Origin of the sequence: Vibrio ostreae (assembly GCF_019226825.1) — a bacterium.
GTDB lineage: Bacteria > Pseudomonadota > Gammaproteobacteria > Enterobacterales > Vibrionaceae > Vibrio > Vibrio ostreae.
The window spans coordinates 833,384-851,110 of sequence record NZ_CP076642.1 but is presented as its reverse complement, the minus strand read 5'-3'; the positions used below and the strand labels follow the sequence as shown (position 1 = coordinate 851,110).

The 17,727-nt window shown below is 49.4% G+C and carries 13 protein-coding genes; 3 read left to right on the top strand and 10 right to left on the bottom strand.

From position 1 onward, the window contains the following. Positions 1 to 363: 363 nt before the first annotated feature. The 6 genes from KNV97_RS03680 to KNV97_RS03655 form a co-directional block, all read right to left on the bottom strand. Positions 364 to 1,824 carry an EmmdR/YeeO family multidrug/toxin efflux MATE transporter gene (locus KNV97_RS03680; protein ID WP_256611394.1) on the bottom strand — a complete coding sequence of 487 codons (1,461 nt, stop codon included), beginning with the start codon at positions 1,822 to 1,824 and terminating at the stop codon, positions 364 to 366. A gap of 33 nt (positions 1,825 to 1,857) precedes the next feature. Next, positions 1,858 to 3,495: a pectate lyase gene (locus KNV97_RS03675; protein WP_218561551.1), complete on the bottom strand. Its 1,638-nt coding sequence runs from the start codon at positions 3,493 to 3,495 to the stop codon at positions 1,858 to 1,860. 189 nt (positions 3,496 to 3,684) lie between these two features. Further along, complete coding sequence (locus tag KNV97_RS03670; RefSeq protein WP_218561550.1) at positions 3,685 to 4,971, bottom strand: ABC transporter substrate-binding protein; 1,287 nt, start codon at positions 4,969 to 4,971, stop codon at positions 3,685 to 3,687. Between the two features lie 21 nt (positions 4,972 to 4,992). After that, positions 4,993 to 6,135: an ABC transporter ATP-binding protein gene (locus KNV97_RS03665; protein WP_218561549.1), complete on the bottom strand. Its 1,143-nt coding sequence runs from the start codon at positions 6,133 to 6,135 to the stop codon at positions 4,993 to 4,995. Between the two features lie 33 nt (positions 6,136 to 6,168). Continuing rightward, entirely contained in the window at positions 6,169 to 7,080 is a 912-nt protein-coding gene (locus tag KNV97_RS03660; protein ID WP_218561548.1) for a carbohydrate ABC transporter permease, read from the bottom strand. A gap of 2 nt (positions 7,081 to 7,082) precedes the next feature. Continuing rightward, positions 7,083 to 7,967 (bottom strand): carbohydrate ABC transporter permease, encoded by an 885-nt coding sequence (locus KNV97_RS03655; RefSeq protein WP_020328923.1) that lies wholly within the window; start codon positions 7,965 to 7,967, stop codon positions 7,083 to 7,085. A 737-nt stretch (positions 7,968 to 8,704) separates the two neighbouring features. Here KNV97_RS03655 and KNV97_RS03650 point away from each other — a divergent pair. The 3 genes from KNV97_RS03650 to KNV97_RS03640 all read left to right on the top strand — a co-directional run bounded on the left by KNV97_RS03650 (position 8,705) and on the right by KNV97_RS03640 (position 14,335). After that, positions 8,705 to 9,352, top strand: a complete 648-nt coding sequence (locus tag KNV97_RS03650) for an oligogalacturonate-specific porin KdgM family protein (protein WP_256611390.1) — start codon at positions 8,705 to 8,707, stop codon at positions 9,350 to 9,352. Positions 9,353 to 9,425: 73 nt separating this feature from the next. Beyond that, a complete protein-coding gene (locus tag KNV97_RS03645; protein ID WP_218561547.1) occupies positions 9,426 to 11,633 on the top strand; it encodes a right-handed parallel beta-helix repeat-containing protein in 2,208 nt (735 codons plus the stop codon). A gap of 134 nt (positions 11,634 to 11,767) precedes the next feature. Beyond that, positions 11,768 to 14,335 (top strand): pectinesterase family protein, encoded by a 2,568-nt coding sequence (locus tag KNV97_RS03640; RefSeq protein WP_218561546.1) that lies wholly within the window; start codon positions 11,768 to 11,770, stop codon positions 14,333 to 14,335. A gap of 97 nt (positions 14,336 to 14,432) precedes the next feature. Here the strand turns inward: KNV97_RS03640 and KNV97_RS03635 are convergent, their stop codons facing one another. From KNV97_RS03635 to KNV97_RS03620, 4 genes are all read right to left on the bottom strand, one after another. Then, entirely contained in the window at positions 14,433 to 14,774 is a 342-nt protein-coding gene (locus KNV97_RS03635; RefSeq protein ID WP_218561545.1) for a DUF2799 domain-containing protein, read from the bottom strand. Between the two features lie 274 nt (positions 14,775 to 15,048). Beyond that, the gene (locus tag KNV97_RS03630; RefSeq protein ID WP_218561544.1) at positions 15,049 to 15,675 is read right to left on the bottom strand and encodes a bifunctional 4-hydroxy-2-oxoglutarate aldolase/2-dehydro-3-deoxy-phosphogluconate aldolase; all 627 of its coding nucleotides are present in this window, start codon (positions 15,673 to 15,675) and stop codon (positions 15,049 to 15,051) included. A 10-nt stretch (positions 15,676 to 15,685) separates the two neighbouring features. Continuing rightward, positions 15,686 to 16,612 carry a 2-dehydro-3-deoxygluconokinase gene (kdgK, locus tag KNV97_RS03625; protein WP_218561543.1) on the bottom strand — a complete coding sequence of 309 codons (927 nt, stop codon included), beginning with the start codon at positions 16,610 to 16,612 and terminating at the stop codon, positions 15,686 to 15,688. 173 nt (positions 16,613 to 16,785) lie between these two features. After that, positions 16,786 to 17,700 carry an alpha/beta hydrolase gene (locus tag KNV97_RS03620; RefSeq protein WP_218561542.1) on the bottom strand — a complete coding sequence of 305 codons (915 nt, stop codon included), beginning with the start codon at positions 17,698 to 17,700 and terminating at the stop codon, positions 16,786 to 16,788. Positions 17,701 to 17,727: the final 27 nt, after the last annotated feature.

Below are 17,727 nucleotides of genomic sequence, written 5' to 3'. Positions count from 1 at the left end.
TGAGGGTTAATTGAAATGGTATGTGATAAAAATCGAAACAATGGTTCATTTTTTATATTTTTAATGATTTAGTGATCTGAATCATAAACAGACCGTCCCAATTTCTTGCCGTAGTCAGCGCGCATCCATATTGGATTAGAGCTTATGCTGCAAGGCTTTGTCGCGATTAACTGACTGAAAAACTAACCGTTCTACGATAATCAGAAGTGATCAAAATAAAGCAGGACAAGTGAAATGGAAGTGAGTCATAGCGGCTTCGGTAACCTCAGTTCTTTGTTAAGAATACGCGAAGTCGTATGCGTTGGTGTGCGAAAGCGATTAAAAAGTGACGGCGTCTCGAGGCGCCGTCAGCTTAGAACGATCTCAGTTATCCCGACTGGTGAGATAGACATTGAGCCAGCGACGGCTGATCATACGATATAAATAGAGGGTGCCGCGTAGCCACCAGTCGGCAAACATACCAAGCCAGATCCCGTAGATGCCCATCTGCGCATAAATACCCAGCAGATAGCCGAGCACAATCCGACATCCCCACATACTGAGGATTGCCGTCCACATGCTGTACTTCACGTCTTTGGCACCCTTAAACGCAGCAGGTAATACAAATGACGCCGCCCAAATCGGCATCATCAACGCATTGAGATAGATAAGATTGACCACAACGTCAATCACCGCTGGGTCATCGGTGTAAATGGCGCCAATTGGGTGGGCAAACGGTACGGTCATAATGCCCAGCACGATCAGCGCTGCGCTCGCCAACCAGAGGATCAGTTGCATTTCCAACCGCGCGGTGCGGGTCTGGTTCTGACCAAGACGTTTGCTAATCAACACGGTCGCAGCCATAGCCAACGCATTACCGGGGATATTGACAAACAGCAGGACGGAAAAAGTGACCACGTTACCCGCCATGACAATCGTTCCCATGCCTGCAACCATGATTTGCGTAATGAGTTTGCCAATATTAAACATCAGCGACTCGACGCTGGCAGGCACGCCGATGACCAAGATTTCTCTGAGGATTGGACGGCTGAACGGTTTGAGAAACTCATTTGCCGGCACGCGTAGCGATCCGTTGTGAGTGAGCACAAACAGAATCATTCCCGCCCCAATCCAGCGAGCCGCACTGATGCCAATCCCGGCGCCGAGCATTCCTAAGCCACTCCAGTGCAGCGCGTCGATACCGTAAATCAACGGGTAGCTGATAATGATATTGAGGATGTTCATCAGTATATTGGTCGTTGCGGGCGAGCGCGAATTGCCTACGGCGCGCAAAATGCCGCTGCCCGAGAGCGTGATCGCCAGTGCCGGATAGCTCAGCGCAATCATCTTGAGGTATTGATCGGCAAGCGCTATCACCTCTGGCTCTGCGCCGTAGGCCACCACCGCCAGAATAGGCCTGGCAAACAGAAACATTGCCACGCAGCAGACGACGCTGACCAACACGCCGAGGTTCATCACCTGACTGGCACCAAACAGCGCTTTTTGCCGATCCCGGCGACCAAAGGCCTGAGCAATCAATACCGAGCCGCCGAGCGCGATTGCCGTGAGCAGTGACAGAATAATGTAGGTCACGCTGTCGGTGATCCCCACCGCGGCGGTGGCATCTTTACCAATCCGGCTGACCAGAATGGTGCTGACGATCCCCATCAACACCACGCAGATTAACTCAACCAGAATCGGCCAGGTAAAAGGCAGAATACTGCGCTGAATTAATACGCGGTGACGATAGCGCACACACCAGCGGCGTGCTGGCGATTGGGAGCAAGGCGGTTCGGAGTCTGGCCTGGTAACCAGCTCTGTTTCTGAAGAAAAACGGTCAGACAAAATCCACTTCCATCAATAATAAGAGAACAGCATTCAGGCCGCTGAGGTCTGATTGTAAATGACGTCGTGGTCGTACACCGTTTTGATGGCATCGCCTACCAGGCGCTCACCGTGCAGGTAGCCACCTTTGGAAATCATCACGGGAATATCGGCATACATACCCTGATGCGCCGCTTCAAGAGCCAGCAACGCGTAAGGCAGCGGATCATCAAGTCGAACATAACGATGCAGCGGTCCGGGCAAGAAGAAGCCGGCATGATAGTGCTGGCACAGCAAATTTTCTGCGATATCGTCGGCTAAACGCAGCAATCTTTCATCGTGATTGGCGGCGTGCAGTTCAAGGATTGCCATGAGCAGATAAGCCGACGTCAGCGTAGTCTGCTCAGCCACATGTGTTGCATGCAAGGTGGTGGTATCGAGTTCTCCCAAACCGAAACGTTTCCACATACGCACGGTGAGATCACGCAGCGTGGCGTCTTCACTTTGCAGACTGGCGCGGATCAGCGTTAGCAGATAGGCAGGATCGGTCGGCTGTCTGGCCAACGTTGTGCCTTTATCGCCATAGTAACCGTCGCGCACAAACGTATAGCCAGTCATGTCTTCGCCGCTGTTCCACATCGGAATCATTTGGTTGTGGGTCTCATCCCAGGCATGGGCAAAGTATGCCGTGATGCCGTCAATCGCCCCTTGACGCATCTGCGGCTCATCCAGCAGCTTAGCACATTCGAGGATGGCCAGCGGATTATCAACCACCACGGGCCAGCTGTCGCGAAACAGCACATTGGCTTCACGGGCAATCTCGCCAAATTCCGGGCCGAACTGGCGTTTTGCCCGATCGCCAAACCAGGAGTAGGTCAGGGTGTCGTCGTCCGGGATCGGCTGGCGTTGCAATGGCGAAGAAAACTGATACACCGGCATGCCCGTTTGCGGGTGACGCGCCAGAACAAACTGCTGATAAAGATGCTTTGCCCAACGCTTGGCATGTTCATCCTGCGTGTAGTGGAAATAATGACTGGCGGCGTAGATAAGATCGGTAGCGGCGTTAACAAACGTCAGACCAACCGTTTCGGGCAGTGCAGGCCAGAGCGCTGGGTCAACCACCGGCTGCGGCTGGTGGCGGGTAAATAGCTCAGGATCAAAGTGCTGACCATATTCTCCGTGACGGCTGAGGTCGAGCTTTTCCCAATCGGAGACGTGTGCAGCCCAGAACCCCTTGAGAAAAGTTTCGGTTTTCGCCGGATTGACCTGGTGTAAAAAGGCATAGAACGGGAAATGGTGTTTGAGTTCGTGCACGCATTCTTTGCTGGCCGGGCCTTCAATATTGCCGTTCTGCCAATGAATAAACCGATGGCCGCCCCAGTGAAACAGGCCGCTGGCATCATCGACATAATGATTGAAAAAATACGCTGTGATATGGCGTGCCTGCTGTTCAAAGCCAGGGTCTTGAGTGAGGGTGCTGAGTGCGGTCAGGCCACGCAGAAAATTCTGCTGGCTGGCGAAATTGCTCATCGGCACGCGCTGGCCATCCGGGTATGTCCAGTGCACCGGTTGTAAGGTGTGGATATCAATTCCATCGGCCAGCAGCGGCGAGGTAGGAGAGGTCGCCAGTTGCAACAGGCGCTGATAGTAATCCATCAGTAACGGGAGATGCGAATGTCGGGTGAAAACCATAGTGCCACTCCATTTTAGTTTTCGGAGATAAGAAGATCCGCGCAGTAGCAACGGATAATGCATTCGAACAAATCGAACAAGGGTAAGTGGCCTTTGCAATGTGAGCGACTTACCCATGGCGACTCAAAACGTCTGCGCCACAAACTGCAAAAGCACCCCTGACAAGGGGTGCTGATACCACGTGAACGCTTAGTTCATACGTTTCAATACACGGTTACCGCGGCGCAGGAAGTTTTTGGCGGCTTCTTCGACGCTGGACTGGCCATAGTCGAGATGCTGCATCTCCTCGCTGAATAGTTCCATCAACTGTGCGTTGTCGGTGTAGGTGGTTGGCATGATTTTCTGAGGCAGCGCTTTGGCCTGCTCATAACCAAGGTACGACAGGCTGCTTGGGTCGATGTGGCCGCTTTGTTGCAGCGTCGACAGCCCCGACTGACTCATTGGAATGCCGCGTGTCAGCCCCAGTGCTTCAATACCGTCAGGATCGTTGAGCAGGAAGTTCACCAGTTTCGCCGCTTCTTGCGGATGTTTGGTGTTGCGGCCGATAGAGAACATCATCGATGGGCGAGCCAGCAGACCAGCTTCTACCGCATTGTTTTCCATTGGGTAGGGACCTAGTTCCAGCGACATTGGTGGCTGCAGGTTGTCAACGTATTTCTCAACCGCGGTATCCCACATGTAGAGGCCACCAAAACGGCCGTCAATCCAAGGACGCATTTCGTACAGGTTACCCTTGCCGTAAGAAGCGAACTCTTTGGTCGACGGGAACACGTGGTTTTTAACCTGATCCACATAAAGCTGGAAGAATTCGGTCATCTCTTTGTCGCTGAATGCCAGCAGGTTGGTGTCGTGGCTGATGATGTCTTTGCCATGCTTCTGAATGAACAGCGAGCGGTTCATCGCGAACACATCACGTGCTTCAATCACCAGTGGGTAGTAGCCGTCGCCGAGGTTTTGTTTGAATGCCTGACCCGCTTTCATCAGCTCATCCCAGGTTTTCGGATAGCCCACCCCCGCTTTCGCCCAGATGTCCTTGTTGTAGTAGAACACGCGAGAGGTCATGCTCACCGGCAGGCCGTTGATCTTGCCGTCGACGGTGGTCATGTTGATGGCCTGCTGCGGGAACTGAGCCACCTGCAACGCATCTTTATTCTGGTTCATGTCGTAAAAACCGCCGCCATCGCGGGAGAAGATGGGCAGCCAGTTCCAGTTGGTTTGCATCACATCCGGCTCAGTGTTACCTGCAATTTGCGTGGTCAGGCGCGACAAGTGACCATCCCAACCGGTGTACTCCCCTTTGACGACGATATCCGGGTATTTTTCGTGGAATTTTTCCAGCGCTTTCAAGGTCGCCTGGTGGCGGGTATTGCCACCCCACCAGGACATACGCAGTTCAGTTTGCGCGTAGGCATTGGCAGCCATGCCACTGAGCGCGAGCGCAGTCAGCGTTGATAGCAGTGTTCTCTTCATGTTCATAGGGTTAGCCTCCAAGCTATTTTATTTTTTTAGCGAGATGTTCTTTTCGGTTTCTTTATCGAAAATGTGTGCTTTGTTCATGTCCACCATGAAGGTCACACCGCGTTTCAATTCCATGTTGAGCTTGGCCTTCACATCGTCGATCGGCACACGAGCAGTGAACTCTTCTTTACCGACACGGAAGTAAACAAATACTTCGTGGCCCATGTTTTCCATGCGAATCACATCGCCGGTCAGCGCCTGTACTCCTTCCGGAATATCGTCGGTCAGCGCCAGCGTGATGTTGTCCGGGCGAATGCCGAGTACAGTTTTGTGATAACCAGTGGCTTGGATGCTGGCGGCTTTGTCCGCAGGCAGAGTGAGGTGTTGACCTTCCAGCGATACCACTAACTCGCCGTCGATGTCATCCAGCGTGACGTCGCGCAGGTTCATTTCTGGTGCACCGATGAAGCCGGCGACGAACATATTGACCGGGTTGTTGTACAGCTCTTCCGGCGTGTCGACTTGCATTATTTCACCGAGTTTCATGACGCAGATGCGATCGCCCATGGTCATGGCTTCGGTTTGATCGTGCGTGACGTACACCGCGGTCGCGGGACGGTTTTCCGCTTTCAGGTGCTTGTGCAGATCCGAAATGCGTACGCGCATCGAGGCACGAAGTTTGGCATCGAGGTTAGAAAGCGGTTCGTCGAACAGGAAGACGTCCGGCTTTTTCACGATAGCGCGGCCCACCGCCACACGTTGCGCCTGACCACCAGACAACTGGCGCGGCAGACGTTCAAGCAGCTCTTCGATCTCCAGGATCTTAGCGGCTTCATTTACACGTTGGTCGATTTCTGTCTTCGGCAGCTTTTGCAGTTTGAGACCGAAGCCTAGGTTTTCGCGCACTGTCATGTGCGGGTAAAGCGCGTAGTTCTGAAACACCATCGCGATGCCGCGATTTTTCGGTGGCAGGTTGTTGACAATCTTGTTGCCGATGGTGACTTCGCCACCGGTGATGTTCTCCAGACCGGCCAGCATGCGCAGGGTGGTGGATTTGGCACAGCCCGACGGGCCGACGATCACCAGAAACTCTCCGTCACGAATGGTCAGATCGATGCCGTGTACGGCTTTGAATCCGTTGGAATAGACTTTTTCCAGTTTGTTGAATTTGACTTCAGCCATTGTTTTAACTCCAAAACTTGTTTAATTCCAAAATCAGCCTTTAATGCCGCTGCTGGTCACGCCTTCCACGAAATATTTCTGAGACATGAAGAACACGATGATCGATGGGATGATGGCGATCGATGCCATGGCCAGAATCTCGTTCCATCGCGCGCCTTCAGTGACGTCGATAGACATTTTCAGAGCCAGGGCAATCGGATACTTCTCGACGCTCGATACGTAGATCAATGGGCCAAGGAAGTCGTTCACCGACCACATGAACTGGAACAGCGCCACCGAGATAATGGCCGGGCGAATCACCGGAACCACGACGTACCACAACACCTGGAAAGAGTTGCAGCCGTCAATCATCGCCGCTTCTTCCATGTCCGTTGGAACGCCGCGCAGGAACTGCACCAACATAAAGACGAAGAAGCCTTGAGTGGCGAAAGCCAGCGGCAGGTACAGCGGTAAGTAGCTGTCCAGCAGACCCATTTCACGGAACATTAAGTACTGAGGAATCAGTAGTACTGACTGAGGCAGCAAAATGGTGGCGATCAAGGTTGCGAACCAGAACTTCTTCCACGGAATATCAAAGCGGGCGAAGGCGTAGGCGACGATGGTTGAGGAAACAACGGTAAAGAACACTTTTGGCAGCACATACAAGAAGGTGTTCATGATGTAGTGGGCGAAGGTGAACTCGGTACCGGTTTTCCAACCGTTGATGAATCCTTCCAGGCTCCATTCGCTGGGAATCAGGCTCATGGAAGAGAAGATTTCATGGTTGGGTTTCATGGCGGCGGAGAACATCCACAGCAAGGGGTAAAGCATCATAATGCCGACGATGATCAACACGGTGTAGCGAATGGTAGCGTTGATTTTTTCACGGCGCAGTGTGCGTTCGTTCTCGACATTACTGGCTCGGATTTCGCTGGCCTCGTTTTGAGCAGTGATGGTTGTAGACATGGTTATTTGCCTCCCTTGTCACCGGAATAAAATACCCAGTATTTTGATGAACGAAATGTGATGGCGGTGAAAATCGCCACCACAATAAACAGCGACCAAGCCAGCGCGCTGCCGTAGCCCATGTCGAAGAACTTAAACGCGGTTTCGTAGATGTAGAGTGAGATCAGATACGTCGACTTCATCGGGCCGCCGCCAGTGACGACGTAAGGTGCCGTGAACTCCTGGAAGGCCTGCGTGGTTTGCATGATGAAGTTGAAGAAAATCACAGGCGTGATCAATGGCACGGTCACTTTCATGAACATTTGCCACTTGCTGGCGCCGTCAATCAACGCCGCTTCATACTGAGATTGCGGCACGTTCTGCAGAGCCGCGAGAAAGATCACCATCGCTGACCCGAACTGCCACGCTCGCAGTAGTGTGATCGAGAACAGAGCAAAAGAGGGTTCGCCAAGCCAGTTGACCGGGTCGATGCCAATAAAGCCCAGCATGCCGTTTAACACACCATCGATGGCAAACAGAGCACGCCACAGAACGGCGATCGCAATGCTGCTGCCGAGAATCGACGGAATATAGTAAGCGGTGCGGAAAAAGCCGATGCCCTTGAGCTTGAAGTTCAAGATAAAGGCAATAAACAGCGCAAACGCTAATTTGACTGGAATGGTCAAGAAAACGTACGCGAAGGTGACGCTCATTGATTTCCAGAATAAATCGTCCTCTGTGAGCATATAACGATAGTTCTCGATACCGACAAATTTGGGTGCGGTCATCAAGTCATAATCGGTAAAGCTCATCAAAAATGACGAAACAAAAGGAAAGGCAGTAAACACAATCAACCCTATGATGTAGGGAGACAGGTACGCCAATCCTAGCTTACGACTTTCATACATTTTCTCGTCCTCGTTAGTTATTTTTCGCTAAACCATGATTCATTTTCTGACTCTAGTTTTTAGCTTATGAAATTCATTTAACGCAGATAAATAATGAAATTCTACAGAGTTAAACGATAAGTGTGATCGATGTTATTTTTTTTGGCCAACTAAATAAAAAAATGTGAAACGCTGTTTTGTTTTTTTGAATATGGGAAGGTTGGTGTTGTTCGAGATCAATGTGGTTAGATTGGTTCTAATTTAAATTATTGATTTTATTTGTATATGTGGTGTTTTTGTTCGGGTGTAAGAGTGAGTGAATGAAAAGTGGGTTTTTCATGTTGCATGAATACATTCTATGCAACAAAGTGATTATAGATGTATTGATTGAGCGTGACGGTTCATACCTGAAGTGAAATTTATCTATTTTTATTAATGGCTTAATTACATCATTTGTCGTGTGCATTTTATTATTGATTTTTAAATTTATTCACGCTTGGTATTAGTTGTTTTTTATTAAAATGAACCGATATTTCAACTTTGGTCACAAATATTTTTTGTTTCTAGTGCTGGCTGGTTTCATTGATCACACTTTACTGATCTTAATCTTCCATATTCATGTGTTATAAATAAAATGAAACAATCAAATCAATAAAAACAAAATGGTGTTTTAATTATGAAGATTAACATGTTGTTCTCTGCCATGATACTTGCTTTAACTGCAACTTCAGCAAGTGCCGCTACTATTAATATTCGTCATGAGTTTCAACCAGAACATGGTGACCGGGCGGGGGGCATCGCACAAAGATCGCGTGGCCGTTAGCCATCGTTTTGCGAATGGCGTAGGCTTTGAAGTGGAAGCTAAGTGGGCGTCAAATAATAAAGATGGTGAACTGAACCAAGATCCATTTAGTGAATTTGCCGGTAATGGTCAACAAGCCAATATTAGCTATCGTTATAAACTGACTGACTCGTTATCCCTGACTCCTCAATATAAATGGGAATCCAGCGATGGTAAGTGGGGTAACCAGTTTAACCTCAAACTGGATTATAAAGTGAATGATGAGTGGGGTGTGTCATTCCGCCATCGTTATCACTATGAGACAAAACCTAATGTGGACAAAAGCTCTCACTACAATCGTTGGACATTCGGAGCAGGATACAAAGGTATTGAACATTGGTCGTTGGGTGCATCCATGGACTACACCTGGAAGCAGGAAGGGCAGATTGTCTACAAAGATGACAGTGATGGTATCAGCGAAGTTAACTTTACATTTGAATATCAAGGGCTTGAAAGCGGTTGGAGGCCATTTGGCGAAATTGGTGTAACGCCTTCAAGAAAGGATGATGACGAAGTCGATAGCTACCGCCCACGTTTTCGTGCTGGTGTGAAATACAGTTTTTAATTGCATCAGCATGTCAGGTTGGCTCAACATTAGATTGTATTGGGCCAATTTTCTTCCTGTGAAAGGTGACCCGATGAAAACGATTCCTTTGATACTTTGTGCCTCTTCTTTACTTGCAATCTCTGCCTGTTCAACCAGTTCTCCAGTTCTGGACAGTGGTCAGGTCTGGCAGGCAATTACATTCGGTCAATCGACTGATTTGAATTTTGGTTCCACGATTCTTCCTGAAAAAGTGGGTATGAACCAGGTTGTTGCTAAAGGCAAGTTGGTTCAGCCCGGTCCTATCGCATCCGAATTTACGCTCGAGAGCCGCGGTGGAAAAATTGCAAATTCCCATGAGGGGGGCACGTTTTATTATACCCAATTACCCTCCGGCACTAATTTTACCCTGTCAGCGCAGGTAACCATTGAGCAACTTGGTCCTGAAACAGGGTCCAGCCCCAACCGTCAGGAAGGGGCGGGCTTGATGGTGCGTGATATTCTGGGCAAAGCTCGCCTGGATCCCCAGCCTGAAGGGCTGGAGGAGTTCCCTTCTTCATCAAATATGGTGATGAACCTGGTGAGAGCGAATAAAAAAGCGAGCAATGGGCTTGTCAATATTGATGCCACTTATCGTGAAGGAATATATCAACCCTGGGGTACGGCAGGTAACAGGATGAGTCGCGATGTCTACGTTGAAGGTGTCGAATTTGGTCTGGGTAAGACTTATCAAATGTCTCTTACACGCACGAACTCAGGTTACGTTGTGAGTTACGATGATGGCCAAATCATTAAAACCCAACAGGTCAACGGCGCTAACGCTAACATTGTCGAAATGCAAGATAGCGAACATCAGTACGTGGGCTTTTTTGCCTCTCGTAACGCAAAGATGACGGTCAGCAATGTCACATTGACGCTCGCAAAAGCCGATACTGTGGATGCTCCACGCTATCACGCCAAATTGGTCAACCCGGTACTGCAACAATCCTCTCCGGATAAATCGGCGACGGATGACTATGTTTTACAGGCCCGGGCAAATTACACCGGTTTATTTAGTGTGTTGCAGAATGGTCAACCTATAGTCGAAAAACAAAGGGTTACAGCGGGTGAAATGTTTGTATTTCCGACAGTACTGGAGCAGGCGATAACGCCATTTGAGGTGATCTACACACCTTCCGAGGGGCCAGACAGGCAACCGATGAGTTACCAGTACAATGTAGAAAAAGTGGTACTGGATAACCCGATGGAAATCAGAGTTAACCCCAAAGGGAACAATGGCCGTTTAACATTAGCGCAAGCCGTAATTCTCCTTCCTCCAGGAGGTAAGATCCTACTCGAAGATGGCGACTATGATGGTCTTGAGCTTCCGATCAGTGCCAGCGGGACTGCTGAAAAAATGAAAACGTTGCAACCTCTGGGTAATAAGGTCCGTTTTGTTGGTCCGTATCTTCATGAAGCCAGTTACTGGAAGGTTTCGAATATTGAAGTGGCTGGCGCACGTACCATAGTACATGGTAGTCACAACCATTTTTCACACATGGTAACGCATGGCGCTCCGGATACCGGCTTTCAGATTTCTTCACCGGATGGTATTGGCCGGGCGTTGTGGGCAAGTTATAACCTGGTGACCGATAGTGTTAGCTTCAATAATATGGATGAATCGCAGATCAACGCAGACGGTTTTGCTGCCAAAATGCGCATTGGTGATGGTAATACGTTTATACGCTGCATATCACACCACAATATAGATGACGGATGGGACCTGTTTAATAAGGTCGAAGATGGCGCTAATGGTGTTGTGACGATCCTCGATTCAGTATCGTATATGAATGGCCAGACTTTGCAGGTTGACGTGCAAGGCGGAACCCGGGGTAACGGATTTAAGCTCGGCGGTGAAGGGTTACCGGTTGCACACGTTGTGAAAAACAACCTTGCCTTTCGAAACAATATGGATGGCTTTACCGATAACTTCAACCCGGGCGCACTGACGCTGGAAAATAACGTATCGATTGATAACGTTCGATTTAACTACTTGTTTCGTAAGAGCCCTTACGAAGCCGCGGGTAAACAGGGAGAGTTTATTGATAATCAATCGTACCGTTTTTATATCGCCAGCCAATACCGCGATGTGGTGAACGGTGAAACGTTGCGCGGCAATCGTTTTATCTATGATGAGTCAACACAAGGAGTTGATCGGTCAACACAGGAAGCACTGCAAGCAGCCGCGAAGCCAACAGACGGTGAAGTACATCCGGGTGACCTTCAGGTAGAAAAAATCCGGCACATCTTAAACATGGACTAATTGTCTGCCCCGGGCTTACTTTTTTCTCAGTAAGCCCCTTTCTCATTACATGCTTTTTTTATTACTAATCCTAGGCTTTGCCTCCTTTGAGTGGCAAAGACGAATAGCAACCGCACGACTTGAAAGAGGGTGATATGAATAGGTATCAAATAGCGTTAGGAGTATCTGCATTGCTTTATGGCGGAGGGTTAATGGCTGTACCACTTTATGATGTTGTGGTTGCACAGGATGGCAGCGGTGATTTTATTTCGGTTCAGCAGGCTATTGATGCAGCGCCTCGCGATAATCAGCAGTTTGTTATCTATATTCGTAACGGTGTGTATAAAGAGCGGTTAAATATCAGCCGTGACCGCCTTTACCTGATTGGTGAGGATCGTGAGCATACTATTATCACTGCATCGTATGCCAACGGGACTTTGGATAAAAATGGCGTGCGTATGGGAACGTCTGGTAGCCGCACCGTATATGTTGATGCGAATGATTTTAAAGCGCGTACATTGACCATTGAAAATGGCTTTGATTTTATTGCTAATCAGGCTAAGTCAGACGATGATCCGAGCAAACTACAGCATACTCAGGCTGTTGCATTGATGGTGTCAAGAACGGCTGATCGGGCTCAGTTTAAGGATGTTAACCTGGTCGGTTACCAGGATACGTTATATTTGCGTGGCGGGCGTAGTGTCTTTGAACAGTCGCGTATCAGCGGCACGGTCGATTTTATTTTTGGTCACGGGACCGGCTTGTTTAAGCAAGCGGAGATCATCGCACGTGATCGTGATGATGTTGAAAGCGGCGGCGTGTATGGGTACATCACCGCGCCCTCAACCAATATTAATCAACCCTTTGGGCTTGTTTTTAAAGATTGTCGGATCACTAAAGAACCGGGGGTTCCGGCCAACAGTTATGGTTTAGGGCGCCCTTGGCATCCAACGACGACTTTCAGCGATGGCCGTTATGCTGATCCGAATGCCATTGGGCATGCCGCCTTTATCAATTGCGAGATGGATAACCATATTTATGGCTGGGATAGAATGAGCGGGAAGGATATTAATCAGCAGCCTATCTGGTTTTATCCAAGTGACTCGCGGTTCTGGGAATATGGCAATTGGGGTGAGGGAGCGGTATCGGTCGCGCAACGTCCGCAGTTAAGTGATGAAGATAATTTGGCCTATCAGGACAACGTGATCCTCGCTGGCTGGGAGCCCGATCTTTCTCTTGGCAGTGAGAGCGAATTGCAGGGGGAAGTCCTGCATCAACTGATGAAGTTTCCGTCGCAGGTGACAGTAAAAGACTCCTTGGGTCAGCAGAGCATGGTCGATACGGACCAGCGCGGACGCTATCGTATTTCGATAGCAGGTATGACACCTCCCCTCCTGATCAGTGCCGATGATCACAGTGGAGCGTCTTGCTTGCATAGTGACCAACCCCGTTCGATTTGTGTCAGTGCACTGGTAGCCGATGTTGTCAATAATGGTATTACCACAGGTAATGTCAACGCATTCAGTGATTTGCAAGTTTCAGAACTGGCTGAACAGGCCGGAATTGATGGCCCGCAACAGCTGCTTGGGATGGAACGACTACCGGTATTTTCACGTTCGGTATGGTTACAGACTAAGCGGAACTTTATTGATTTTAGTCAGCAAACAGAGGAAAAATTCAGCCCTGTGGATTACTCAGAGCAGTGGCATCAAGAAATGAAATCTCTCTCCAACAAAGTGATCCATAATCGGGGTTACAACAGTCAGACCGGATTGGCTAATCAGGTGTCTTTGACCGACCTGGCATTTCAGCCGATCTTAAGCCTTGAGCCTGGCGCCAATTATCTCAAGAACAAGACGCAACTTGCGTTAGCGCAGCAACGAATAACAGAAGCGGATACCCGACTGTTTATCGTGGGTGATTCGACGGCTTCTAATTATGAACCGGATGTTTATCCACGTATGGGGTGGGGACAGGCGTTGGCTGCGAAATTGACGGCGAATCCTAGCTTGTCGGTGGTCAATGCCGCCCGTTCTGGTCGTAGTTCACGTGATTATATTAACGGCCTTTGGTTGAGTTATTTGCGACTGTTAGTAAAACCTGGCGATTATCTGTTTATTCAGTTTGGGCATAATGACGAAAAATGTAATGGCGCTAAAGCCAAACGTGGTGTCATTGACGTTGCTAATTTGTGTACTTATCCCAATGATGTCAGTGGGCTTCCACAGTTTGAACAGGGGGAAGAACTGCTTTCTTTTCAACACTCGCTGGAGCGTTATATCGCTTTTGCACTCGAACATAAGATGCATCCGGTTTTACTCACATCAGTTCCCAGGGTTCTCAATGCGGATAATCAAGCGGCATTACCTATAACGGCTAATCAGCATATTACTCGACAAAACAGTCAGCAAGGATATAAATATGTTGGCAGTTATTATCAGACAGTGCTGGATACAGCCCAATATCATCAGTTACCCCTATTGGATATTCAGCAACGAGTTGTCTCCGCTGCTAATCAGCATGGTAATTGGCGTCAACTGTGGTTGGCGGTTGATAGTGCGGAGTTTCCGTATTACTTGGGACGAACCGGTAGCCTGGAAAAACCGGATACAACACATTTTCAGCAGCAGGGGGCTGAAATGGTGGCGGACCTGGTTTTGGACGAAATTCAACGTAATCAAGCGCTGAAGAAACTGGCGCGAAAGCTGAAAATTGAACAATAAAATAAGGCCTTGTCGTGTCACGGCAAGGCCAGTTAACAGCATCAGCGTAGAGATTTCTATGTACTCAGCCCCGAACGATTCACCGCTCACGGAAGCACTATTCCAAACTTGCCCCATCGTCCCACCACGTTCCTTCACGGTATTTCGTACGGAAAGTAGGATCAATTTCATCACATACGCCGTGATAAGGACGATGTAATTTGCCCAGTGATAAGGCATCTTGCTGGCAATATACGTTTCGGCCTTGCTCATATCCCTTGTTGTAGGCAGTCATTAATTCAGCTTGCTTCATTTCTTTACCGGATAGTTTTACCAGCCCGGAAACTCCTTGCTCATACCCAAATTTCTGCCAGTCAGAGCTTGAATATGAATCCGGCATACTGTTTGAACTACACGCGGCTAAACCGGTGAGAGCTAATACTACTATTATTCGTTTCATTTGATTTCTCCTGTGAGTAACCAAATAACAGTATAGGCGGCACTCTAGAAAACCTCTGTTCTCTTTATGTAAAATAGCGTAAAAATTCGCGGGTGCCTTTATTCGTTCTGACGATGGTTTTACTATATTGTCCGCTAAATAAAAGGCCCATACTGTGTATGGACCTTTTGGGTATTTTATCTGGTTAAATCAGGAGCTTGTATATTGCAAAAATAACAATCCAGATTAACTAAGGCACAAGCAAATCAGAATGCGATGCTTTGTGAGTGATTACCTAATCACCAACAACAGTGGCGACTTGTTTGACCAGTCGAGCCAGTTCATCCCATTGCTCATTGTCGATAAGATCGTTGGGTACCATCCAGGTTCCGCCACACGCCAGCACCGCTGAAATAGCGAGGTAGTCCTTCACATTGCCCGGACTCACGCCGCCGGTTGGCATGAAGCTGACCGGGTAAACGGCCGTCAGGGCTTTGAGCATAGCGATACCGCCAGAAGGCTCAGCCGGGAAGAATTTCAGTGTATCCAGACCCAATTCCATCGCTTGCTCAACCAGGCTTGGATTGTTCACGCCAGGGACGATGGTCACGCCGCGCTGCTGACAATATTTCACTGTTGTTGGGTTAAAGCCCGGGCTGACAACAAAGTCGACACCCGCTTCAATCGCCTGGTCTACCTGAGTTGTGGTCAGTACCGTACCCGCGCCGATCAGCATGTCCGGGAAAGCTTCACGCATGTTTTTCATTGCCAGCGCAGCTTGTTCAGTACGGAAAGTCACTTCTGCACAAGGCAGGCCGTTCTCAATCAGCACTTCGGCAAGTTTTACGGCTTTGTCCGCGTCTTTGATTGCAATAACCGGAACGACTTTGATTTCGCGCAGTTGCTCGTTAAGAGTTTTCATTTTTCCATCCTTAAATTAGAGGCATGACATCGCACGGAATAATTGCCCCACGATGTTGAATAACGGTGCCCGCCAGAGCGTGGCCAGAAACCGCGGAGTCGACGGTACTGCCACCAGTCAGACGTTTGGCCAGATAACCAGCGCTGAATGAGTCACCGGCGGCGGTGGTGTCTACCACTTTGCTCACTTTGATGGCCGGTACGGCAATAAAATCATCAGGCGTCACGACAAAACATTCGTCCGCGCCACGTTTCACCACGATCTCTTTGACGCCAAAACCTTGCGTGCGCTCGATCGCCTGCTGTTCCGCGCTGTCGCCATAAAGCATCACTTCATCGTCAAATGTCAGAAACGCGATATCCGTTAAACGCAGAATACTGGCGTACATGTCGCGCGCTGCCTGGGCAGATTCCCACAGGGCAGGACGGTAGTTATTATCGAAGGCGATGGTTACGCCATCTTTGCGACACAGTGTGAGCAGCTCAACTAATTTTTTACGGCAATCTGTGGGTAAAATCGCCAGGCTGATACCGCTGAGGTAAACCACCTGATGTTGGCTAAGCTTTTCTGCCAGGCTCAGCAGCGGGCTTTCGCGCAGCCAGTACTTCGCCGCAGAATCGTTACGCCAGTAGTAGAAACTGCGCTCACCATCCGGTGCGGTTTCAATTGCGTAGATACCCGGCAGTTTGCTCTCGGAGATCTGTACCAGATCGGTGTTGATCCCTTCCTGCTGCCAACTGGTCAACATCTGTTTGCTGAACGGATCTTTCCCTAATCCGGTCACATAAGAGGTGGTGATGCCGTATTGCTGCGTCAGGCGAGACAGATAGAGTGCAGTATTTAGCGTATCGCCACCAAAACTCTGCTTGAGCTGATCGTCGGCTTTTTGCAATTCCACCATGCATTCGCCGATGACCGCGACTCGATTCACCTTCATTGGAGTACTCCTCAAAATAATCTGACGTCATTATGACAACAACAAAAACATGAAACAATAAATTTAAAACTATGGTTCATTTAAATTGTGAATTGGGTCTTTATTTGAGTTTTTGCGTGTGAAGTTAAAGAGCAAAATCCGGCATGTACTCTACGTGCTATTTGACGTTGAAGTTACCGAGTGGACGTCGAGATGTACAAGCTCTGTACCCAATTGTCGAGTAGCTGTGGCCAGTGTTTGGCGGGCAGATGCTGGACACCGCGCAGGCCAAAGCCGTGGCCGCCGCGGGCAAAAATGTGCAGTTCGGTTGGGACATGGTACGCTTTGAGCGACTGCCAGAAGACCAGGCTGTTGTCGGCTTTGACGGTGTTGTCATCGCTGGCGTGCATCAGAAAGCAGGGTGGTGTATCTGGGCGCACCTGGGTGTGTAGCGAATAGTGCTGACGAGTCGCCGTGTCCGGATCGTCGCCCATCAGTTCATAACGGGAACCGTCGTGGCCGATCTCTTCATCCATGCTGATTACAGGATACATCAGCGCTGCAAAATCTGGGCGTGGCGACAGTAAATCGGCAGAATCCTGTAAAGGGTAAACTGCTTGATGGTGATGTACCATTAGTGTGCCCGCCGCGTGTCCGCCTGCTGAAAAACCAATGATGCCGATATGACGAAGTCCCCAGCGCTGAGCATGAGCCCGAATCAGCCTGATGGCGCGCTGAGCATCCGCCAGCGGTGCGTGCACACCCTCCGCATGGCCATCGCCTGGCATACGGTAGGTCATCACAAACACGGTATAGCCTTTCTCACTCATCGCGATGGCGGTGTCCATGCCTTCTTTGTCAAAGGCTACGCGCTGATAGCTGCCACCGGGTAAGACCACAAGGCCGATTCCGTTGGAGTGCTCAGAAGTTACCACTACCATCTCTGGCTGGGTAACCTGAGAAACTTCTCGGTCGCGCACCACTTCATCACTGCTGCGGTCACTGAAACGAGGCGCAAGGTCGGGGATGGGCTGAGTCGATGGCCAGAGCGGAATGACTGTGTGGTCGGGGAACCACTGCGTGAGAGAAGTAAACGAAACGTCAGTCATATCAAATCCTTGAAGCGAAGAGGTGGA

What these genes read in the sequence shown, in the direction of transcription:
- KNV97_RS03655 (WP_020328923.1), bottom strand. Translation starts at nt 7,967, where the DNA reads ATGTATGAAAGTCGTAAGCTAGGATTGGCGTACCTGTCTCCCTACATC.
- kdgK (WP_218561543.1), bottom strand. Translation starts at nt 16,612, where the DNA reads ATGAAGGTGAATCGAGTCGCGGTCATCGGCGAATGCATGGTGGAATTG.
- KNV97_RS03650 (WP_256611390.1), top strand. Translation starts at nt 8,705, where the DNA reads ATGAGTTTCAACCAGAACATGGTGACCGGGCGGGGGGCATCGCACAAA.
- KNV97_RS03670 (WP_218561550.1), bottom strand. Translation starts at nt 4,971, where the DNA reads ATGAACATGAAGAGAACACTGCTATCAACGCTGACTGCGCTCGCGCTC.
- KNV97_RS03665 (WP_218561549.1), bottom strand. Translation starts at nt 6,135, where the DNA reads ATGGCTGAAGTCAAATTCAACAAACTGGAAAAAGTCTATTCCAACGGA.
- KNV97_RS03620 (WP_218561542.1), bottom strand. Translation starts at nt 17,700, where the DNA reads ATGACTGACGTTTCGTTTACTTCTCTCACGCAGTGGTTCCCCGACCAC.
- KNV97_RS03645 (WP_218561547.1), top strand. Translation starts at nt 9,426, where the DNA reads ATGAAAACGATTCCTTTGATACTTTGTGCCTCTTCTTTACTTGCAATC.
- KNV97_RS03635 (WP_218561545.1), bottom strand. Translation starts at nt 14,774, where the DNA reads ATGAAACGAATAATAGTAGTATTAGCTCTCACCGGTTTAGCCGCGTGT.
- KNV97_RS03640 (WP_218561546.1), top strand. Translation starts at nt 11,768, where the DNA reads ATGAATAGGTATCAAATAGCGTTAGGAGTATCTGCATTGCTTTATGGC.
- KNV97_RS03630 (WP_218561544.1), bottom strand. Translation starts at nt 15,675, where the DNA reads ATGAAAACTCTTAACGAGCAACTGCGCGAAATCAAAGTCGTTCCGGTT.
- KNV97_RS03675 (WP_218561551.1), bottom strand. Translation starts at nt 3,495, where the DNA reads ATGGTTTTCACCCGACATTCGCATCTCCCGTTACTGATGGATTACTAT.
- KNV97_RS03660 (WP_218561548.1), bottom strand. Translation starts at nt 7,080, where the DNA reads ATGTCTACAACCATCACTGCTCAAAACGAGGCCAGCGAAATCCGAGCC.